Consider the following 19,293-nt stretch of genomic DNA (forward strand, 5'->3'; position numbering starts at 1 on the left):
AACCGTTCTACCGGGTTCTGCCCTCAGGTGAGGGCAGAACCCGAAGACTGATCGCAACCTCACACAGGCCCTAGGACTTCAACGCCGTTGCGTCCACCGGCGGCGGCGTGCAGCAGAACGGTGCAGCTGATCCGCTCCGTGGCCGGACCCGGCCGCCGAGCATCTGGCCGACCGGGGAGATCCTTGGTTCAGACCTCGCCGAACTCGTCACTGCGGAGAGTGGTGGCGAACGGTTCCCAGGCCTTGGCGGCAAAGATCAGGGCCGGTCCGTTCGGGTCCTTGGAATCGCGGACGGGCCTCACGTCGGGGAATCCGGGCGCCACCTCGACGCAGGTGCCCCGTTGTTGCCGTACCCGGACCTGTGCCAGCTGGCGTCGGTGCAGCGCGGATCACGTCGAGCGAAGCCACCTTGGACAGAGACTCCGTCCGGAGCTGATCGTCGTGCTGTCGGATCGGGCCGCCCACACCACTCGCTCCTGGCTCCCGCGCAGGAAGTCGGCGGGGTCGACTTCCTGCGCGGCGAGGCTGGCCGTCCCCTGGTTACGGGGTGAGTCGCAGGTGGATCGCGAGGACGCCGAGCTGCTCCTTCTCAGGTGGGTAGATCTCGCGGCAGGCGGCGAGGAGTTCGGTCCGGCTCATCCCCTCGGAGCCGATCGCCTCCGGGTCCTCGGCGTCGAGCATGGCGTCGAAGCTCGGGTACTCCGCGACGCTGGTGACGAGGGTGCGGCAGTGGGCGTCGCCGGATTCGAAGACGAGGGTCTGTCCCGGATGGATCCTGCGCATGCTGGTGTAGCCGACGCGTACCTCGATGGTCTTGGTGCCGGCGGCGATCAGGTCGAGGTAGGGGCGGCGGATCCGGATGACGCGTTCCTGGTCGGGCACGGGATGGTGTTCCTCTTCTATGCCGTGGAAGGGAGGGGAAAGACGGCGAGGCGCTCATGCAGTTCGCCGACGGCACCATGACGGGGGTATCGGCGGGCGAGGTAGCCGGTGAGGTCGGTGGCGCGGGCGCGTACGGAGTCGACGACGCGCTCGGAATCCAGCGCCTGGTTGCCGAGGGCTACAGCGTTGTCGGGGTCGCCGAGCTGGGCGTGGGCGAGGGCCAGATCAATGCGGGCGATGGCCTCGCGGCTGGGCGAACGGGAAGCCGCCGGGGCGGACTCGTACACGGAGAGCGCGTGTTCTGCATGGCGACGGGCATCCTCGGCCTTGCCGAGCAGGATGCAGGCGGTGGCCGGGTAGGACGTGAGGGCATAGTCGGCGAGTGGCAGTGGGTCGAGGCCGAAACGGCGGGGGATCCGGGCGGGCAGGAACTGGTGGGCGTCCTGGGCGGCGCGCAGGGAGGACACGAAGCCCTCGGGATCGCCGTCTGCGGCCGAGGCGCGGGCGGCCTGGGCGTGGAGACGGACGGCGAGGGGGTGCGTGGCGGGTGCCTGGGTCAGGCCCTGACGAGCGGCAGCCAGTGCCCGATCAGGGCGGTGCTCGTAGAGGTTGATGGAGGCGGCGGCGTCCATGGCCCATCCGCACAGCTCACCGTGGCCGGCCTGCCTGCCGTGTACGAAGGCGTCGTTGGCGAAGGCGAGGCCTGCTCGAGGGCTACCGAGGTCATGGGCCAGCCAGGCAAGGAGTTCGGAGAGCCATCCTGCGTAGGCGAGGAGTTCGCGGCCCTGCTCGTGGGTGTGCTTCGCCTTCAACAGGGCATCCACCTTGCGGCGGTAGTCGAGCGTTTCAGCGAACACCTGTTGCGGCGGCATCACGGAGTAGGCGTCGTTGAAGTCGGTGACCGCTAGCTCCAGGTGGTCGAGTGACCCGACGCCCAGCGAGCTGGCCTCAGCCTGACGCGTGAACTCCATGGCTTCGGCAGCAGCCTGGTCGAGAACCTGGGCGGCTGAGGTCGGGGCCGCGATCGTAAGCCCCGTCAGCATGAGCGCGGTTCGACGCTTCGTGGCCGCCACCTCCTCCAGTTCCGCCCCCGCATGCGTGGAGGTGGTTCCTTCTGGGAGTGTCGCACCTTCCGGGCCGTCGGCTCGGAATGCCACGGGTGTGTAGTCGGCGGCCAAGCCCAGCTGGACGGGACTGGTCTGGAAGAGGCGGCAGAGCAGGTCCTGGTACTCAGGACTCGGCGCCTTGCCGGCCTCCCAGTCCTTCCAGGACCGTTCGGTGAGTCCGATCTTGCGTAGGCGTTCCCGGTCGACCAGATCGTGAGCTTCCTGAACCGCCTCGGTGACAGTCCAGCCCACTGCCAGTCGGAAGGCCTTGAGGCGACGGTGCCCACAATGCGCCTCGATCTCCTTGACGATCAGCTCGACCAAGTCGTACGGCACCTGTTCGGGGTTCCCGGCCTGACCGATCATCCGTTCTCTCATCCGGCGCCCGCACACGGCTGCGTGCGGGCCACCTTGTGATGCTGCGGCGACAGTCATGGGAGACATTTCCTTGCGTGGTGATTCCTGTGCGTCGGTGCGGCGTCATGCATGTCCGGACTCATTTGCTGCTGGTTGGTCGAACCATGACCTCGTGCGATGGGTCTCTTCCTGCCGGAACCGGGCGATGGCCTCGCCCGATCGGGGCGGCGATCTCTCACTACCTGCGATCAAGCTGTAACGCCAGGCTACTGGGTGGCGCTGCATTGGGTGTACACAGCGTGATGTCGCGCCCCTTCTCGCATGTCCCCTCCCCGCTCCCTTCGAGGTCCACCATGCTCAAAGCCCGCCGGCCCCGCGCATTCGTCGCGTGCCTCGACTCCCGCATCGAATCCGCGCCTCTGGCGCGGTACTTGCTCCGGGCCTACCTCTCCGGGCTGCCGTCCGGTGACCGCTACGCCGACACGGCCGAGCTGCTCCTCGGGGAGCTGTTCGCCAATGCCGTCCAGCACTCCGACGGGCCGGACGACTGCCACATCGAGGTTCGCTTCGCCCTCGTCAACTCCCGGCTGCGGCTGGAGGTGCACGACGCCGGTAGTGGCCGTCCGTCCCTCCGTGTCGTTACGCCGTCTGACGAGCGCGGGCGTGGGATGTTCCTCGTCAACGAGCTTGCGGAGCGCTGGGGTTGCTCCTCCCGGCCGGGTGGGATCGGCAAGTTCGTGTGGGTGCTCGTCGCCCCGATCCCCGCGCCCGTCCTCGTCAACGCCTGAGAGTCCGACTGCTGATGAACCTCACGACCCTGGCGCGGCACGCCCTCTCCCGTGGCCGCACGCCCGCCGATACGTACGCGCTCCTCGCCCGCCGTACCGGCAAGCCGCTCTCCTCCGCCCGCGCGGTGTGCCTCGCCCTCGACATCCCGCTCGCGGAGACCGGCCGCCGCCTGGACGAGTGCTACGACGCCCTGCTCTCGGACCCCCGGCCGGACTCCGAGACGGACACCGGCGAACTCCTCGAGGCCCTCGGGGTCTTCGACGTCCCCAAGTCGCTCACCGACACCGAACTCGCCGTCGTCGGCCTGTTCCTGGCCGCCGTCGACGCCATGGGCGGCATCCGTGCCGGCCACCAGCACGGCCTGACCCGCTGGTTCACCACCGGCAACCTGACCACCGCGTACCTCTCGCTTGCCGCCGCCCGGCCCATGCCTCGCACCGGCGATCCCGTCCGCTACTGGTCCACCCTCGTCGCCGCCGGCGAACTCCTCACCACCACCGCCCACTCCGAGATCCGCGTCAAGTACGCCCTCGCCCACTGCCGCACCCAAGCCGCCCGCGCCTGACTCCCGTGCAGAGCGGCCGGATCGGCCGAGCGCGTCCGCTGCCGTAGGCCTGCGAGCAGGGCGAAGGGCAGTTCCGGGCGGAGTCGGCAGACGGCACGAGGGCAGACCGAAGGCGGGTGCCGCCGTGGTCGGCGGCACCCGCGGGGATGGTGGTGCGGGCTCTGGTCAGGCCTTGACGAGGGCGTAGGTGCCGGTGCCGTCGGCCTTGCCCATGCTGTACTGGCGCAGGGGCTGGCCGTCGGCGTTGCGGTCGTGGCCGACCATGTGGCCGGTGTACTTGTTCTGGACGCCGATCTTGTCGCTGCCGGGGACGTCGCGGTAGAAGTAGAACCGCTGCAGGTCGTCGACCTTGCAGTCGGCCTGCTGCAGGATGGTGCCCTCGGTGGCGGCGGTCGCCTCCGGGACGGCCAGGCACTTGTTGGTCGAGCGGTTGATCAGGATCTGCTCCGCGATGCCGTTCGCCGTCGGGCCGCTGCACAGCTGCCACTGGTCCTGGCCCTGCGGCCAGCCCTGGGCGGCGGGCCGCAGCTGGATGTTGTTGCTGCCCCAGTCCAGGAAGCCGGGCGCGGACCAGAACAGCGCGCGGTCGGGTGTGGCGAGCTTGTAGTTGGCCGTGTCGCAGGTGAAGCCGGGCGGTGCGGTGGTGCCGGGGAATCCGGGCCAGTCCTGCTTGATCCCCGCAGTGGTGGCCGCAGCCTTGGCCGGAGCAGCCGGAGCGGCCGCATCGGTGCGGAGCGGGGCGGTGCAGCCCAGGATGTCCTGCGCCCGGCGCATGATGCTGTTCGCCGGTACGGCGTCCTCGCAGCGCACCGCGCCCTCTTCCAGGGTGGTGAAGGTGGTGTAGCTGCCCCCGCCCGGGCCCTCGACCCACTTGGTGGCGTACGTGCCGTTGCCCGCGTCGACGCGGTTGCAGTTCAGGCTGCCGTACTGGCCGGTGACCTTCCGCGTTCCCTCGTACAGGGCGTAGTAGCCGGGCTTCTGGAAGTTCCAGGTGATCGACTTCGACTCGGTGCTGGTCGTGGAGGACTCCAGCTTGACGCTCAGTTTCGCGCTCGCCTCGACCTTGGCGAGGGTCGCGATCTCGAAGTTGCCCGTGATGGAGGCGTCGAGGCCGACCGAGACCGTCACCACCGACTGGGTGGTGGCCGTCACCGTCTGGGAGCCCGTCGCGCCGTCGGTGACGTACCAGCCCTTGAAGTGGGTGATCGTCGGGACGACCTGGAGGGACTTGATGAACGGGTAGCGCTTGCCGAGGTCCGCGGCCGTACAGGTGTCGCCGAGCGCGGGGTCCCCGGCCACGGCGGCGGCCGTCCGCGCCGGGGTGGCGGCCGCGGCCGGGGCCATGGCCGCCATGGTGCCGAGCGCGGAGACCGCGGCGAGGGCGACCAGCCCCGCGCGCCGGCGTCCGGATGAGCGTGAGTGACGCATCGTTGTTCCCCCCTGGCGCCCGGACTCCGCGTCAGGACAGGCGGGAGCCCGGGTGGTGGTGTGGTCGGTGTGGTGGTGCCGGTCGCAAACGAACATAGCTGCGGGATTGTTGACGGGACCATGCCAGAACAGGTCAACGGGCCGCCGGTCCGGGACGGGTCGGAATGGCCGGTTCCCCGATCGCGCGGGCGGCGCCCGACCGCCACCACCGCGGCCGTGCGGTGCGGGACGCGGGCACGCCGGCCGGGCCGGGGACGGACGCGGCGGCCGGGCGGCCAGCCCTGATCCGACGCAGTGGCACATTCGCCCGCCGAAGGTGCACTTGCCTCCGATCCGGGGCCGGGCCGTCCCCGCCTGCGCGCCGACGCCCCGGGGCGGAGGGATATCCGGTCACCCCGGCCTGGCCGATGTCCTCCCCTCCGCGCACCACGACGGCCCGGCGCCCCGCGCTGCGGCGGGGTGCCGGGCCGAGGGGACGCCGGACGCCCCGCGCTACCCCCGGCCGCTGCTGCGGGTGCGGCGGGTGAGGGAGTCGAGGACGACGGCGGCCAGCAGCACGGCGCCGGTGATCATGTACTGGATGGCCTGGGCGGCGTGGACCATGTCCAGCCCGGTGGTGATGGACTGGATGACCAGGATGCCCAGCAGCGCCGACCAGGTCTTGCCGCGGCCGCCGAAGAGGCTGGTGCCGCCGATGACGGCCGCCGCGATCGCGCTCATCAGGACGTTGCCGCCGCCGAGTTGCTTGTCGGCGGAGCCCTGCTGGGAGGCGTAGAACAGGCCGCCGAGGCCGGCCAGGAACGCGGAGAGGACGAACACGGAGATCCGGACCCGGGCGACGTTGACACCCGCGCGCCGGGCCGCCTCGACGCCGCCGCCGACCGCGAAGACCTGCCGCCCGTAGCGGGTGCGGCGCAGCACGAAGTCGGTGGCGAGGACGGCGCCGAGCAGCACGACCAGGGACAGCGGCAGGCCGCGGTCCTGGTTGAGGGCGTAGGCGGTGGCCAGGGTGAGGACGGCCAGGGCGCCGGCCCGGATCGCGCTGTCGGCGGCCGGCGCGGCGGTGAGGCCGGCGGCGCGGCGGCGGCGGGCGGTGTGCAGGCGGGCGGCCAGGTAGAGGACGGGGGCGAGGAGTGCCAGGCCCCAGGCGTAGGCGATGTCGCCGTCGCCGAGGAAGGTGGTGTCCAGGCTCGCGACGACGCCGTCGTGGCGGTTGTTGACGGTGCCGGCGTCGCCGAGCACGTACTCCTGCAGGCCGCTCCAGGCGAGCATCCCGGCGAGGGTGACCACGAAGGCGGGCACCCCGACGCGGGCGAAGAACAGGCCGTGCAGCAGCCCCATGACGCAGGCCGCGCCGAGGGCGGCGGCGATGGCGAGCCACTCGTTCCAGCCCTGGCGCACGGCGAGCACCGCCGCGATCGCGGCGCTCGCGCCGGCCACCGAGCCGAGGGAGAGGTCGATCTCGCCGAGGATCAGCACGAACACGACGCCGACCGCGATCAGGCCGGGGCCGGCGATGAAGCGGGTGATGTTGGTGAGGTTGTCGGCCTGCAGGAAGTGGTGGGTGACGGACTGGAAGACGATCGCGATGACGACCAGGCCGACGACGACCGGCAGCGAGCCGAGCTCGCCGGAGCCCAGGCGGCGCCGGGCGGCCCGCGCGAGTCCCGCCCAGCCCTGCGCGGGCGGGTGGAGCCGCGGATCGGCGGGCGAGGGGGTGGCGGGTGCGTCGGGGGTGCTCATACGGCCTCGGCCTCCTCGGCCTGCTCGGTGCGGCGGGCCCGGCGGCGGGCGTGGGCGTTGTCGGTGGCGCCGGTGATCGCGGCGACGATCTGCTCCTGGGTGGTGCCGGCCACCGGGAAGACCCCGTTGTTGCGGCCCAGGCGCAGCACGGCGACGGTGTCGGCCACCGCCCGTACGTCGGCCATGTTGTGGCTGACCAGCACGACCGCCAGGCCGCGCTCGCGCAGCCGCTCCACCAGGTCCAGGACCTGGGCGGTCTGCTCGACGCCGAGGGCCGCGGTGGGCTCGTCCAGCACCACCAGGGCCGGCTCGCCGACCAGGGCGCGGGCGATGGCCACCACCTGGCGCTGCCCGCCGGACAGCGCGGCCACCGGGGCGCGCACGTCGGGGATGCGGATGGCGAGGGTGTCCAGGAGGCGGCGGGCGTGCTGCTCCATGGCGACCTCGTCGAGCAGGGCGGGGCCGAGCAGGGCGCGGCGGCGCTTCTCGCGGCCGAGGAAGAGGTTGGCGATGACGTCGAGGTTGTCGCAGAGCGCGAGGTCCTGGTAGACGGTCGCGATGCCGAGGGCGGCGGCGTCCTGGGGGCGGGCCAGGCGGACCGGCTCGCCGTGCCAGGTGAGGGTGCCCTCGTCCACGGGGTGGACGCCGGCGATGGTCTTGACGAGGGTGGACTTGCCGGCGCCGTTGTCGCCGACGAGGGCGAGCACCTCGCCGGCGTGGACGTCGAGGTCGACGTCGGTGAGGGCCTGGACGGCACCGAAGCGCTTGGAGACCGAGCGCAGCTGCAGGACGGGTGCGCCTGTCACGGGAACCACCTTGGGGGAGGGGGTACTTGAAGACCTGGTCGAAGGGTTCTGGTGCGGGGCGGGCTATTTGAGGCTGGCCGCTTTGGTCCCGGCCGCCGGGGGCCGGGCTACTTGAGCCCGGCGGCGGCGCACGCGGCGGCGTAGTCGGCGGTGCAGATGTCGGAGGCCTTGTAGGTGCCGTCGGCCAGGACGGTGGAGGCGATGGTGTCCTTGGTGACGATCTTGGCGTCCAGCAGTTTGGTCGGGATGTTCTTGGCGGTGGCGCTGTCGACGCTCGCGGTGGCGATGGTCTTCACGTCCTTGCCCTGCAGCAGGGCGACGGCCAGTTCGGCGGCGGCCTCGGCCTGCGGGCGGTAGGCCTTGTAGATGGTGTACGCCTGGTCGCCGGCCACGATGCGCTGGATGGCGTCCAGGGAGGCGTCCTGGCCGCCGACGGGGACCTTGATGCCGGCGCCCTTGAGCTGGGTGATGATGGCGGCGGCCATGCCGTCGTTGGCGGAGTAGACGGCCTGGAAGCCGTTCTTGCCGAACTCGGTGACGGCGGCGGAGATCTTCTGCCCGGCGACGACGGGGTCCCACTGCCCGGACTGCTCGTAGACGACCTTCTTGACCTTGCCGTCGAGGACCTTGTGCGCGCCGGTCTTGAAGTCCGCGGCGTTCGGGTCGGCCTCGTCGCCGTCGATCATGACGATGTCGGCGTCGGCGGCCTGCGCGCCGAGCGCGTCCAGCAGGGCCCGGCCCTGGAGTTCGCCGACCTTCTCGTTGTCGAAGGAGGTGTACGCGGCGATCGGGCCGGCCGCCAGGCGGTCGTAGGCGATGACCTTGACGCCCTTGGCGGCGGCCTCCTGGACCCAGTCCTGGGTGGACTTGGCGTTGTACGGGTCCAGGACGATCACCTTGACGCCCTGGGCGAGCAGGGTGTCGAACTGCTGCTTCTGCTTGGCGGCGCTGCCCTCGGCGTTGTTGTACAGCACCTTGCACTGCGCGCACAGGGCCTTGACCTTGGCCTCGATGTACGGGCGGTCGAAGGACTCGTAGCGCACGGAGGAGGCGTTCTCGGGCAGCAGCAGGCCGATGGCGTTCGGGTCGCCGGCGGCGGAGGAGGAGTCGCTCTTGGCGCCGGCGGCCTTGCCGCAGGCGGCGGTCATGGACAGGGTCAGGACGAGGCCCACGGCGGAGACGAGGGCGCGGCGCAGTGCGGCGTTCATCGGATACCTCTCCCTGGGGGTCGCCGCGGCTTCGCGGCGGGGTGGGGGGAGTTAAACCTGGGCGCGTACATGACGTCAATAAGTAAAACCAGACTGCCGGGAATCCACCACTACTCGTTATGTTCGTGAACACGCCTCAGGGGGCACGACGCGCGACAGCGGCAGTGCCCGCCGCTCCCCTCGCGCGGCGGGCACTGCCTGGTGGGAACTGAGTGACTGTCAGGGGCGGTCGAGGGTGATCGAGTTGATCGGCCCCAGGTCGTAGTAGACGCCCTTCGGCGAGGAGAGGTCGTAGACGCAGTCGGCGCCGCCCGAACCGCGGCACAGGCGGGCGTGTGCGCCGCCGGTCTGGTTGTTGAGCACCCAGTGCATGCCGTACTGGCCGCTCAGGTTGTGCGCGCCGTAGCTCCAGTAGACGTCGCTGGGGCTGACCGCCGGGTCCTGGTCCTGCGGGTAGACGCAGACCGCGCCCGACGGGCAGCCCGCCCACGCCCCGTCCGCGGCACCGGCGCCGCCGGCCTCCACGGTGGTCAGGGCGGCGGCGGCCAGGGCCAGGGCGGCGACGGTACGGGTGATCCTGCGCATGGGTGGTTCTCCCTTGGCTGGTACGAGGACGGACGACCGTTGCGTCCGGTGCCCGTCAGCCTAGGAATCCGGTGCCCGCGGCGGTCCCTGACATCTGACAGGGGCGCGCCTCCTTGCCCCCGCAGCCGCAGCCGCAGCCGCAGTCGCAGTCGGAACCGGGGCCCGCCACGGAGCTACGGCAGCGGGAGTGAGGCCGCCCCGGCGACCAGCGCCGGCAGCTCCCGCATGTCCGCGAAGGTCCGGGTGCCGGGCCCCGCCAGCCACGCCTCGGGCGTCAGGCCGCCGTGGAAGCCGAGCGACCGCATCCCCGCCGCCCGCGCCGCCGCCACCCCGTACTTGCTGTCCTCGACCACCAGGCACGCCGCCGGCTCGACGCCCATCGTGGCGGCCGCGTGCAGGAACAGGTCCGGGGCGGGCTTGCCGCGCTCCACGTCCTCGGAGCTGAAGACCCGCCCGGCGAAACGCGGCAGCAGCCCGGTCCGCCCGAGCGTGGAGCGCAGCCGCGCATGGCTGCTGGAGGACGCCACGCAGTCCGCCACCCCGGCCCGCTCCAGGGCCGCCAGCGCCGCCACCACCCCCTCCACGGGGGCGAGTTCGGCGGCGAACACCTCGTCGTACAGGTGCTGGAAGCGCTTGTCCCAGCCCGGCTCCAGCGGCACGCTCGCGTGCGCCTCGATCTCGGCGGTCATGAACGCGTGCGAACGGCCCAGGAACCGCTCGACGATCTCCTCCTGCGACAGCGGCCACCCCACCTCCGCGAGCACCCGCTCGTCCACCCGCACGGCCAGCCGCTCACTGTCGAGCAGCACACCGTCGCAGTCGAAGACCACCAGCTCCACGGGAAGGGACATGCCGCCACCCTACGGGGCGCCCGCGGCGGGGCGGCGGGCGCGTCCGCAGCGGCGTCGCCGGGGGCCCGGCGGGCTCAGTGCGGGTGGCCCAGGTACGGGAAGGCGGGCAGCAGGTCGGTGTGCGGGCCGATGTGGTCGCCGGGCACCTTGCCGTCGGTGAGCATCGTCAGCCGCGCCGAGGTGACGTCGTCGCTCAGCGTGCGACCGTTCGGGTAGCCGGCCGGGCGGGCGCGGTCGTAGCGCAGGATGTCCGGCAGGACGATCCGCAGCTGGGCCTCGGCCGCGTCCGTGGTGTACCCGCCGAAGTGCTGCAGCTTCGCCGTCCACGGCTCCCGGTAGTTCTCCCAGTCGTCCACCGGATCCCCGGCGTTGTACGCCTCCTTGGCGTCCTCCTCGTTGAAGTACGCCGTCAGCGACGGGTGCGCACCGCGGTCCACCGACACCAGGTGCCCGTCCTTGCGCACGCTCACCCGCGCCCACACCCCGATCTCCGGCGCCGGCCCGAACTGCGCGTCCGGCGCCTCCAGCACGATCCCGAACACGTTCTTGTCCGCGCCCCAGTCCACCCCCGTCCACTGGAAGTCCTTCACGATCCCGTCCAGGTCCGCGAAGAACGGGTCGCTGCGCAGCCCCGCGCTGACCCGGTGCGCCCCCGCCTCCACCACCGCGGGCGTGCCCGTGAAGCTCACCGGCGCGTCCGCCACCAGCACCTCGCCGACCGCCTCCAGCCCGCGCGCCCCCTCGCCGGTGGCCCGCCGCACCGTCATGGTCTGCGCCCCGTCCCGCGGCTCGGAGAAGGTGAAGCTGTACGCGAGGTCGGCCCGCCGGTCCCCGTCGGTGTCGATGTCGATCCGGTACACCGCCTGCGGGTGGAAGGCCTGCCCGCCGGACGGCGCGACCGGGTTGACGTTCATGATCAGCACCGTCCGGCCCGGCTCCGGCGCGGCGAAGGCGAACAGGTCGGTCAGGTCCAGGCGCGCGTCACCCTCGGGTGAGCGCAGGTTCGGTCCGCTGAGGTGGTGCGACAAGACGGCCTCCGAGGTCGGGCGGGCTGCGCGGGGACACCCCCCGACCCCCTCGGCCATTGCTAGCACGCCCGCCCGCCCCCGGCCCGCCCCGCTGCGCCACCCGGGCGGGCGCGGGCGGGGGCGCGGCCCGGTGGCGGCGGGCGGGGCGTCAGCTCGCGGGCAGCCGCGCGGTGAAGGGGTCCGCCCCGGTCCTGGCGTCCGGGGCGCCGTAGCCGAAGAGCCAGGTGGTGCCGTCCGGGCCGGTGGTGAACACGCCCGGTTGGGTGAAGGCGAACGGGGCGGGGGCCACCGCCCAGGAGGACCCGGTCCACCGCTGGACGGGGGAGTCTCCGCCGTAGCCCACGCCCCAGACCTCCGTGCCGCGCAGGGACAGCCCGAGGAAGTAGTGCGGGTCGGTGGCCGGCGGCGTGCGGGTGCCGTTCCAGGCGGTGCCGTCCCAGCGGGTGGCGAAGGCGTTCCGGAGGCCGGACTGGCTGTACCGGCCGGTGCCGCCGGCCAGCCACACCTCGGAGGGGCCCGCGACCAGCAGGTCGAGCACCCGCACGTCGAGGTTCGGGTACGACGGCGCGGCCACCTGGGACCAGGCGCTGCCGTCCCAGTGCACGACGAACGGCCGGTACAGCGCGCCGGAGGACGCCTGGTAGTCGCCGGCCGCCCAGACGTCGCCGGGCCCGGCGACCCGCACCGCGGTGAGCTGGGAGGTGCCGGGCGGCAGCGGGAGGGCGGCGCCCTCCCAGGACGAGCCGTTCCACCGCGCGGCGGCAGCGGACGAGCCGGCCCGGCCCACCGCCCAGACGGCGCTCCCGGCCCCGGCCACGGCGAAGCCGGAGAACGCGCCGCCGGCGGTGCCGGGCACCGTGCTCCGGCTCCAGCCCTGCCCGTCCCAGTGGACGGCCAGCCCGCTGTCGCCCACGGCCCACACGTCGGCCGGGCCGGCCGCGGTGGCGGCGTACAGCCGGCCGCTGGCCCCGGTGACCGCGCCCTCGACCTCCGTCCACCGGGCTCCGTCCCAGCTCCACACCGCGGGCACGTCGTACGGGACCGGCCCCCAGAAGGCGACCTGGTACCCGACGGCGAAGCCGGCCGCGGCGCCGGTCATCGCCAGGCCGCTGACGCCGAAGTCGTTCCGCAGCGGGAACGGCGTCACCTGCCACTGCGGCGTCGCCTGTTCCCGCGGTGCCGACCGCTCCCGGGCGGTGGCCGCCGCCGCCCCGGTGGGCGCCGCCGCGCCCCACGCGAGGGCGGGAACGGCGGCCGCGGCGGTCCGCAGCACGGACCTGCGGCTGATGCTCATGCCTCGTCTCCTCTTCCTGTCCCGTCGTCCTGTCCCGGCCGTGCGCTCTCGCCGGCTCACCGGCCATGCTGTCCGGGCGCGCTGACACCGTGCTGACCGACCGACCGGCCCGCGCCGTCCGGACGCCGGAGGGTCACGCCCGCAGGCGGCCCGCCTCGTGGACCAGCGGCGGCGCCACCGCGTCCGCGGCGCGCTCGAACAGGGCGCCGCTGCGGCTGCCGGCCGCGGTGCGCACCCAACGCCAGCCCCGTGCGCGGTAGTAGGCGTGCAGGGCAGCGTTGTCGCTCCACACGTTCGCCCGCAGCAGGGCGGCGCCCGCCCGCGCGGCGCGCCAGGAGGCCCAGTCGCCCAGGCGGGTGCCGATGCCGTGTCCGGCGTACCGGCGGTCCACCGTGAAGGAGCTCACGTAGCGGGCCGGGAGGGCGAGTTCCTCGCCGGTCCACAGCCGGGGGCTGCCGGTGGGGCGCAGCGTGAGGGTGGCGACGGCCTCGCCGTGCGGCGACAGCGCGGCGACCACGGTCAGGCCGAGGGCGATCAGCGCCAGGCCGCGCTGGGCGTCGTACGGGTCCGACCACTGGGCCGAGCCGTGCTCCAGGGCGATCCACGCGGCGGCCTCCGCGCGCAGGGCGGCCAGCCGGGGCAGGTCGGCGGGCACCGCGGTGCGGACGTACAGCGGGTCGGACCGCGGGTCGGGGCGCGGGTTCACCACGGCGCGCGGGGGGCGGCGGCGGAGGGACCCGCGGAGGCGGAGGGGACGGCGGCGGGGCCGGAGGGCCCGGGCAGGCCGTACAGTTCGAGGGGTTCGAGGACGAAGCCCGCGCGCAGCGCGTCCAGCAGCTTGCGTCCTGGTGCGGTGAGCGCGGTGCCGTCGGGGGTGGTCAGCGGATGCCGGGCGACGATCCGGGCGAGCGGCACACCCGGGTGCAACACCATGCCGGGGGAGGGGAGTTGCAGCAGCACGCAGTCGTCGGGCCCGCACTCCAGCAGGCCGAACCCGGCACCGCAGTACCGCAGCCGCCCGTCCTTGAGCCGGTGCAGGCCGCCGGCGGGCGCCGCCGCCACCCGCACCGGGGCGCCGGTGTGCCGCACCACCAGCTGCACGGCGCCCGCCGCGTCCGTACGCGGCTCGCCGCCGGTGGCGTGGCCGTAGAGCTCCAGCACGTGCCGCAGCGCGGACGGCAGCGCGCGCTCCGCCAGCTCCAGCTCGCCCAGCAGCCAGGTCGAGCCCTGCATACGGCAGTTGAGCTCCAGCAGCAGCGGACGCTCGCCGTCCAGGACGAAGTCGGCGCCGAACAGGCCCCGGTAGCCGAGCGCGGCCAGCGCCTCGCCGACGCGCCGCGCCGCGTCGGCGGCCCGGGCCAGGGCGAGCGGCGCCAGCAGGGCGGGGGCCGCGAAGTCGCAGCCGGAGTAGGCGCCGAAGGGCGCGCCGACACCCTCGATACGGGTCAGCTGGACGGACGGGCGCAGCACCCGCACCGTGCTGTCCGCCGACACCAGCACGTGCACGTTGAGCGCGACGCCCTCGACGTAGCCGCTCACCAGCCAGGGCCCGCCGCCGACTTGGCGGATCGGCTGCAGGTCCGCCTCGTCGACGACCAGGTGGGTGCCCTTGCCGCTCGAGCCCACCGGCGTCTGCACCACGTAGGGGGAGCCGAAGCGGCGGCGCAGCTCCCGGTGGTCGAGCGCCGGGACCACCGCGTCCGCCGGGGTCGCGGCCCCCACCGACCGCAGCCACGCGCGCTGCGCCCGCTTGTCGCTCAGCATCGGCAGAGCCGCGAGCGAGGGCGGCTCCAGCAGGCGGGTGCCGAGCGCGCCGAGTGCCGTGCGCCACTCGGGTTTCATCGCCGAGTAGGGCAGCAGCGCCAGTTCCCGGCCCCGCCAGCCGCCACCCGCCGCGCCCGCGCCCCCGTCCGCGCCCCCGTCCTCGTCGAAGGTGCCGGCGAGCGCGCGGAGCACCGTGTGGACCCCGGCCCCCGCCGGGGTGTGGTCGCGCACCCCCCGCTCCGGTTCCAGCGCGTGGAAGGAGGCCCCGAACTCGCCCGCCCAGCCCGTGTCCGGGCCCTCCACGCTCACCACCGCGGACAGGCAGCCGGTGCGCAGCAGCGGCAGCACGTTCAGGGGACGGGCACAGCACGACAGTCCGGGCAGGGCCCGCAGCCGGGCCACCGCTTCGTCACAGGATGTGATCACCCACGCGATTATGGAGAGCCCGGGACGGCGCTCGCCGCCACCGCACGCCCCGCCCCGCCCCGCACGAGGCACGCCCCGCCCCCGCCCTCACCCGAACGAAGGAGCCCCCCGTGTTGACGGCCCGTCGGGCCCGCTGTCGGCACCCGGCAGTACCGTGCACGAATGACCAGCAGCACCGCCCCCGACCCGAACCGCCCCGCCGAACACGCCGCCACCCGCACCGCCGCACCCACCTGGCGGGTCACCGAGACCGCCGGCCTGGAGACCTCCTGGATCGACCTCGGCCCCACCTCCCTGACCGCCCACGGCCGCGCCGCCGCCGCCGCCGAGCCCGCCCCGTACTGGCTCGACTACCGGCTCGACACCGGCGACGGCTTCACCACCCGCCGCATGCACGTCACCGCCCGCACCCCCGACACCACCCGCACCCTCGACCTGCGCCGCGACGAGACCACCGGCCACTGGACCGTCGACGGCACCCCCCGACCCGACCTCGACGGCGCCCTCGACTGCGACCTCGGCCTGTCCCCGCTCACCAACACCCCGCCCGTGCTGCGCCACGGCCTCCACCTGGGCCCCGGCGAGCACCACTTCCTGATGGCCTGGATCCGCGTGCCCGAGCTGGTCGTCGTGCCCTCCCGCCAGACCTACACCCACCTGCGCCGCCACGAGGACGGCCGCGCCACCGTCCGCTACGCCTCCGGCGACTACCGGGCGGACCTGCTGCTGGACGCGGACGGCCTGGTCGCCGAGTACCCGGGCCTGGCCCACCGCATCGCCTGACGGGCCCGGGCCCCGGGGCCTGAGGCCGGGGGGTGTTCAGACCGCGGTGCGCCCGCCGTCCACCGGCAGGAGGGCGCCGTGGACGAAGCCCGCCGCGTCGCCGGCCAGGAAGACGACCGCGGCGGCGATCTCCTCGGCCTCGGCGGGCCGGCCCGCCGGCGCCTCGGCCGCCAGGTCGCCGAGGCCCTCGCCCATGACCGCCGTGCCCTCGGTGCGGGTGGGCCCCGCGCCGACGGCGTTGACCCGCACGCCGCGCGGCCCGTACTCGGCCGCCCAGGTGCGGGTCAGCAGGTTGACCGCCGCCTTGCTGGAGCCGTACAGGGACGTGTCCGGCGCGCCGTGCGAGGCGGCCTGGGTGCTGATGTTGACGATCGCCCCGGCGCCGCGCGCGGCCATCGCCGGGGCCAGCTCGGCCACCAGGAAGTAGGGCGCCCGCACGTTGAGCGCGTAGACGGCGTCGAACTCCTCCTCGGTCGTCTCCTCGGTCGGCCCGAACGGGTAGACGCCGGCGTTGTTGACCAGGATGTCCACCCGGCCGCCGCCCAGCGCCGTGGCCGTACGGGCGAGGCGCCGCACCGCGGCGACGTCGCGCAGCTCGGCGGCGACGAAGTCGGCCCTGCCGCCGCCCGCCCGGATCGCGGCCACCACCGCCTCGCCGCGCGCCGCGTCGCGGCCCGCGACCAGCACGTGCGCGCCCTGCTCGGCCAGCGCGGTCGCGGTGGCCGCGCCGATGCCGCTCGTCGCGCCGGTCACCAGCGCGACCCTGCCCGCGAGGGAGGAGGAGATCATGACCACGGCCCTTCGGAGAACGGGGTGCTTCGCAGCGGGGGCGGGCGGGCGCTCGGCGCCCGCCCCTCCAGCGAACCACGCCCGGCCGCGCGGCGCCCCGTCGTCCAGGCGGCGCGGCACGGGCGCACGCGCCCGCCGCCCGGGTGCCCCGGCCCCGGGGCTCAAGTGCCGTGGGCGTGCGGGAAGACGTCCACCGCCTCGGCGGCCACCTCCCGCACGTCCGCGTCCGGCCGGTGCTCCAGCGGCCCGGTGAGCGGGGCGAGGAGGTGCCCGGCGGCGGCGCGGTCGGGGTCGCGGGGGCGGGCCGGGGCGGGCCGTTCCGACCATCCCCGTGAAGGCCTCACGCGTACGAGTGAACGAGCTGGACCGGACGCCTTTCGACCACGTACAACTGCGCCCACAGGGCCTCCCGTTGAGCGATCCGCCTCCCTCCGGCCCTGCCGCCCCACGCACCCCGAGGAGGGCCCGATGGCCGCCGAGATCACCTACGAGGAACTCGCCACCCTGGTCAGGACCCGCGCCGGCGTCCAGGTCACCGCCGAGGAACTCGCCGAACCGGGCCGCATGTTCCTCGACCTCGGCGTCGACTCGCTCGGCGTGCTGGGCGTCCTCGCCGACGTGGAGAACCGTTACGGCGTCTCCGTCGACAGCGCGGAGCTGCTCGGGCGTCCCGTCGCCGAGTTCCTCAAGGACGTCAACGCCCAGGTGGCGTCCGGCTCCTGAACGGCCCGGAGCGGGGAGTCGGCCCGGCCGTCCGGGCACCGGCCCGTACGACTCGACCGCCTCGGCGGCGCCCGGCGTCGTGATCATGGAGAACGGCAGCAACTTCCAGCAGGTCCGGGACCCGCAGGGCGGCCAGTGCTACCCCGGCCTCGGCGCCGACACCGCCATCGCCAACCGGACCGGCGGCACCATCCTGCTCTTCCCCGACGGCAACTGTCAGACGAGAATCCTCAACCCCCTGGGGCCGGGCGAGTTCCGGCCGGACGAGAACGTCGGCAGCTTCCTGGCCCTGGACTGACCTCGCGCCACCCCCGTCCGTCCGCCCGCCCTCCGGCCCGAACACCGGAGGGCGGGCGGACGGGCGCGTCCGGCCCCGCGCGCGTGCCTCAGATCGCGAGCGGGTCCGCGCACACCGCCAGGTCGTGGACCGTCGTCGCGAAGCGGGGCGCCACCGTGCCGGGGCCGAGGACGTCACGGGCCGCCGTCAGCAGCGCGTTGCGCAGCCGCCCGTGCGCGGCGAGGTAGCCGAGCTGGGTGAGCGCCGCCGACTGCAGCGCCCGCGCCCGCCGCTCCACCGGCGCCGGGACGGCCGACGGGATCGCGCAGGCGCCGACCACCGGGTCCAGCAGCAGCACCGCCCGCGCGTAGTCCGGCACCGCGCCCCCGCCGCCACCGCCCCCGCCGTCGTACGCGCGCTGCGCCGCGTCCACCGCCCGCCGCGCGCCGTCCTGTTCGGAGCCGTACCGTTCCGTGCCGTCCCGGTGCGCGCCGTCCGCGGCCGCGAGCTGCGCCCGGGCGGTGACGGCCGGCCGGGCGGCGCCCAGGGCGGTGCCGGTCAGGCGCGCCCACACCTCGCGCACGGTGCGGGAGGGGGTGTCCAGGTGGCCGGGGGCGGCGAGCAGCGGGGCGACGGCGCCGGCGTCGGGCAGGGTGCCGGCGGCGGCGCGGTGGGCGGCCAGCCACGCGGACACGTACGGGGCGCCCCACACCGGGTGCCCGTAGGCGCCGAGTCCGACCTCGGCCGGGGTGCCGAAGGCGGCGGCGGTGGCGTCCAGCAGTTCGGCGCGGGCCGGGCCGGGGGCGCCGAGCAGTCCGGCGCCGGCCAGGTACACGGCGCGGTGCGCGGGCAGGTAGAGGTTCAGTTCGGCGGGGGAGGCGTGCCCGCCCGCGGGCCGCAGGACCATCCGCACCCCGGCGGCCTCGACCGCGTACAGGCCCTCCTGCCAGGGGATCCCGGTCCAGGCGGGCCAGTGGGCCCGGGGCGTCGGGGCGGACAGCGGGCCGCCGACGGTGTCGGTGGGGGCGAGGAAGTCCGGCCGGCCGGTGGAGACGGTGCGGCCGAGGTCGGAGCCGGCCAGGGCGAGCGGGCCGATGCCGAGCCGGGTGCCGTAGGCGTAGTCGACGAGGCGGGCCTGCCGGGCGCCCTCGGTGACCTGGCGCAGCACCGCGTCGGCGAGGAACCCGTCGGGCGCGTACACCGCGAGGTCGGCGGGCGGTCCGGCGGGCGGGCCGGTGCGGGATCCGGTGAACAGCCCGCGCACGCCGCCGAAGTGGTCCACCCCGCTCTGGGTGTGGACCACGGCCCGCACCGGGCGGGTGTCCCCGGTGGTGGAGCGGTACAGGGCCAGGGCGGCGCGGGCCGTCTCGTACGAGCCGAGCGGGTCGATCACCAGCAGGGCGCGGGGGCCGGTGACGACGGTCAGGTTGGCGAGGTCGAAGCCGCGTACCTGGTAGAGGCCGTCGGCGACCCGGAACAGGCCCGAGGGGAGAGCGAGCCGGCCCTGGCGGCGCAGCGCAGCCGCCACCGGGGAGTCGGCGTCGGCGGGGGTGTCGGAGGTGTGGAAGTCGAAGGCGTGGAAGTGCCAGACCGCCTCCTCGCCGTCCAGGGACGGCAGGGCCCGGTAGGGCGGGGCGGCGAGCAGGCCGCGCTGGGCGTTCTCGAAGTCGGCCGGGGCGTCGGGGAGTTCCTTGGCGCCGGCCAGGTTCCGTCGCGTGACGTACGCGGTCGGCTCCATGGGCACGAAGGTGTCGGCCACGGGCTTGCCCTCCTCAAGGCGTGACGGTCTCCGCGCGCTGCCCCGCGCGCGGAGACCGCCGACACTAGGGGTGACGGGCCGTATACACAACGGCAGGGGTGTGTGGAATGCGTGCGGGGTCGCGGCCGGT

The 19,293-nt window shown here is 74.3% G+C and carries 21 protein-coding genes; 5 read left to right on the forward strand and 16 right to left on the reverse strand.

Going from position 1 to position 19,293, the window contains the following annotated elements:
- Positions 1–188: 188 nt before the first annotated feature.
- From ACLWS4_RS17755 to ACLWS4_RS17765, 3 genes are all read right to left on the reverse strand, one after another.
- On the reverse strand, positions 189–323 hold the full coding sequence (locus tag ACLWS4_RS17755) for a DUF397 domain-containing protein (RefSeq protein WP_416874557.1): 135 nt from the start codon (positions 321–323) through the stop codon (positions 189–191).
- A gap of 217 nt (positions 324–540) precedes the next feature.
- Positions 541–882 carry an ASCH domain-containing protein gene (locus tag ACLWS4_RS17760; RefSeq protein WP_416874558.1) on the reverse strand — a complete coding sequence of 114 codons (342 nt, stop codon included), beginning with the start codon at positions 880–882 and terminating at the stop codon, positions 541–543.
- 17 nt (positions 883–899) lie between these two features.
- Positions 900–2,354 carry a helix-turn-helix transcriptional regulator gene (locus ACLWS4_RS17765; protein ID WP_234348460.1) on the reverse strand — a complete coding sequence of 485 codons (1,455 nt, stop codon included), beginning with the start codon at positions 2,352–2,354 and terminating at the stop codon, positions 900–902.
- A 344-nt stretch (positions 2,355–2,698) separates the two neighbouring features.
- Here ACLWS4_RS17765 and ACLWS4_RS17770 point away from each other — a divergent pair, with 344 nt between their 5' ends.
- A complete protein-coding gene (locus ACLWS4_RS17770; RefSeq protein WP_117485301.1) occupies positions 2,699–3,133 on the forward strand; it encodes an ATP-binding protein in 435 nt (144 codons plus the stop codon).
- Positions 3,134–3,147: 14 nt separating this feature from the next.
- Positions 3,148–3,699, forward strand: a complete 552-nt coding sequence (locus ACLWS4_RS17775) for a hypothetical protein (protein ID WP_387969028.1) — start codon at positions 3,148–3,150, stop codon at positions 3,697–3,699.
- A gap of 165 nt (positions 3,700–3,864) precedes the next feature.
- Here ACLWS4_RS17775 and ACLWS4_RS17780 read toward each other — a convergent pair whose 3' ends face one another.
- From ACLWS4_RS17780 to ACLWS4_RS17825, 10 genes are all read right to left on the reverse strand, one after another.
- On the reverse strand, positions 3,865–5,127 hold the full coding sequence (locus ACLWS4_RS17780) for an RICIN domain-containing protein (protein ID WP_416874559.1): 1,263 nt from the start codon (positions 5,125–5,127) through the stop codon (positions 3,865–3,867).
- 492 nt (positions 5,128–5,619) lie between these two features.
- A complete protein-coding gene (locus tag ACLWS4_RS17785) occupies positions 5,620–6,870 on the reverse strand; it encodes a sugar ABC transporter permease (RefSeq protein WP_117485295.1) in 1,251 nt (416 codons plus the stop codon).
- Positions 6,867–7,676, reverse strand: a complete 810-nt coding sequence (locus tag ACLWS4_RS17790; protein WP_387969033.1) for an ATP-binding cassette domain-containing protein — start codon at positions 7,674–7,676, stop codon at positions 6,867–6,869. Before ACLWS4_RS17790 ends, ACLWS4_RS17785 begins: the two co-directional genes overlap by 4 nt.
- Before the next feature lie 107 nt (positions 7,677–7,783).
- Positions 7,784–8,884 carry a substrate-binding domain-containing protein gene (locus ACLWS4_RS17795; RefSeq protein WP_049653672.1) on the reverse strand — a complete coding sequence of 367 codons (1,101 nt, stop codon included), beginning with the start codon at positions 8,882–8,884 and terminating at the stop codon, positions 7,784–7,786.
- 219 nt (positions 8,885–9,103) lie between these two features.
- Entirely contained in the window at positions 9,104–9,469 is a 366-nt protein-coding gene (locus ACLWS4_RS17800) for a hypothetical protein (RefSeq protein ID WP_049653674.1), read from the reverse strand.
- Positions 9,470–9,642: 173 nt separating this feature from the next.
- The gene (locus tag ACLWS4_RS17805) at positions 9,643–10,320 is read right to left on the reverse strand and encodes an HAD family hydrolase (protein WP_388048890.1); all 678 of its coding nucleotides are present in this window, start codon (positions 10,318–10,320) and stop codon (positions 9,643–9,645) included.
- 74 nt (positions 10,321–10,394) lie between these two features.
- Positions 10,395–11,348, reverse strand: a complete 954-nt coding sequence (locus ACLWS4_RS17810; RefSeq protein WP_416874560.1) for a DUF4331 family protein — start codon at positions 11,346–11,348, stop codon at positions 10,395–10,397.
- 148 nt (positions 11,349–11,496) lie between these two features.
- Positions 11,497–12,642 carry a hypothetical protein gene (locus ACLWS4_RS17815; RefSeq protein WP_375874288.1) on the reverse strand — a complete coding sequence of 382 codons (1,146 nt, stop codon included), beginning with the start codon at positions 12,640–12,642 and terminating at the stop codon, positions 11,497–11,499.
- A gap of 133 nt (positions 12,643–12,775) precedes the next feature.
- Positions 12,776–13,351: a GNAT family N-acetyltransferase gene (locus tag ACLWS4_RS17820; protein WP_387820882.1), complete on the reverse strand. Its 576-nt coding sequence runs from the start codon at positions 13,349–13,351 to the stop codon at positions 12,776–12,778.
- Complete coding sequence (locus tag ACLWS4_RS17825; RefSeq protein WP_416874561.1) at positions 13,345–14,832, reverse strand: ATP-grasp domain-containing protein; 1,488 nt, start codon at positions 14,830–14,832, stop codon at positions 13,345–13,347. Before ACLWS4_RS17825 ends, ACLWS4_RS17820 begins: the two co-directional genes overlap by 7 nt.
- 162 nt (positions 14,833–14,994) lie before the next feature.
- On the opposite strand from ACLWS4_RS17825, the gene ACLWS4_RS17830 reads away from it, so the two are divergent.
- Entirely contained in the window at positions 14,995–15,615 is a 621-nt protein-coding gene (locus ACLWS4_RS17830) for a putative glycolipid-binding domain-containing protein (RefSeq protein WP_416874562.1), read from the forward strand.
- 36 nt (positions 15,616–15,651) lie between these two features.
- Here the strand turns inward: ACLWS4_RS17830 and ACLWS4_RS17835 are convergent, their stop codons facing one another.
- Entirely contained in the window at positions 15,652–16,404 is a 753-nt protein-coding gene (locus ACLWS4_RS17835; protein WP_416874563.1) for an SDR family NAD(P)-dependent oxidoreductase, read from the reverse strand.
- Positions 16,405–16,565: 161 nt separating this feature from the next.
- Positions 16,566–16,748 carry a hypothetical protein gene (locus ACLWS4_RS17840; RefSeq protein WP_416874564.1) on the reverse strand — a complete coding sequence of 61 codons (183 nt, stop codon included), beginning with the start codon at positions 16,746–16,748 and terminating at the stop codon, positions 16,566–16,568.
- Positions 16,749–16,872: 124 nt separating this feature from the next.
- On the opposite strand from ACLWS4_RS17840, the gene ACLWS4_RS17845 reads away from it, so the two are divergent.
- Positions 16,873–17,127: an acyl carrier protein gene (locus ACLWS4_RS17845; RefSeq protein WP_049661285.1), complete on the forward strand. Its 255-nt coding sequence runs from the start codon at positions 16,873–16,875 to the stop codon at positions 17,125–17,127.
- Between the two features lie 85 nt (positions 17,128–17,212).
- Positions 17,213–17,425, forward strand: a complete 213-nt coding sequence (locus ACLWS4_RS17850; protein WP_380779898.1) for a hypothetical protein — start codon at positions 17,213–17,215, stop codon at positions 17,423–17,425.
- 88 nt (positions 17,426–17,513) lie between these two features.
- Here the strand turns inward: ACLWS4_RS17850 and ACLWS4_RS17855 are convergent, their stop codons facing one another.
- Complete coding sequence (locus tag ACLWS4_RS17855; RefSeq protein WP_416874565.1) at positions 17,514–19,163, reverse strand: hypothetical protein; 1,650 nt, start codon at positions 19,161–19,163, stop codon at positions 17,514–17,516.
- Positions 19,164–19,293: the final 130 nt, after the last annotated feature.

Source organism: Kitasatospora sp. SC0581 (assembly GCF_048159585.1).
In the GTDB taxonomy this organism is placed as follows: Bacteria; Actinomycetota; Actinomycetes; order Streptomycetales; family Streptomycetaceae; genus Kitasatospora.

Excerpts from the sequence above, each read along its gene's own strand:
- ACLWS4_RS17765 (WP_234348460.1), bottom strand. The coding sequence starts at position 2,354 with ATGATCGGTCAGGCCGGGAACCCCGAACAGGTGCCGTACGACTTGGTC.
- ACLWS4_RS17770 (WP_117485301.1), top strand. The coding sequence starts at position 2,699 with ATGCTCAAAGCCCGCCGGCCCCGCGCATTCGTCGCGTGCCTCGACTCC.
- ACLWS4_RS17775 (WP_387969028.1), top strand. The coding sequence starts at position 3,148 with ATGAACCTCACGACCCTGGCGCGGCACGCCCTCTCCCGTGGCCGCACG.
- ACLWS4_RS17780 (WP_416874559.1), bottom strand. The coding sequence starts at position 5,127 with ATGCGTCACTCACGCTCATCCGGACGCCGGCGCGCGGGGCTGGTCGCC.
- ACLWS4_RS17785 (WP_117485295.1), bottom strand. The coding sequence starts at position 6,870 with ATGAGCACCCCCGACGCACCCGCCACCCCCTCGCCCGCCGATCCGCGG.
- ACLWS4_RS17795 (WP_049653672.1), bottom strand. The coding sequence starts at position 8,884 with ATGAACGCCGCACTGCGCCGCGCCCTCGTCTCCGCCGTGGGCCTCGTC.
- ACLWS4_RS17800 (WP_049653674.1), bottom strand. The coding sequence starts at position 9,469 with ATGCGCAGGATCACCCGTACCGTCGCCGCCCTGGCCCTGGCCGCCGCC.
- ACLWS4_RS17805 (WP_388048890.1), bottom strand. The coding sequence starts at position 10,320 with ATGTCCCTTCCCGTGGAGCTGGTGGTCTTCGACTGCGACGGTGTGCTG.
- ACLWS4_RS17815 (WP_375874288.1), bottom strand. The coding sequence starts at position 12,642 with ATGAGCATCAGCCGCAGGTCCGTGCTGCGGACCGCCGCGGCCGCCGTT.
- ACLWS4_RS17830 (WP_416874562.1), top strand. The coding sequence starts at position 14,995 with ATGACCAGCAGCACCGCCCCCGACCCGAACCGCCCCGCCGAACACGCC.
- ACLWS4_RS17835 (WP_416874563.1), bottom strand. The coding sequence starts at position 16,404 with ATGATCTCCTCCTCCCTCGCGGGCAGGGTCGCGCTGGTGACCGGCGCG.
- ACLWS4_RS17845 (WP_049661285.1), top strand. The coding sequence starts at position 16,873 with ATGGCCGCCGAGATCACCTACGAGGAACTCGCCACCCTGGTCAGGACC.
- ACLWS4_RS17850 (WP_380779898.1), top strand. The coding sequence starts at position 17,213 with ATGGAGAACGGCAGCAACTTCCAGCAGGTCCGGGACCCGCAGGGCGGC.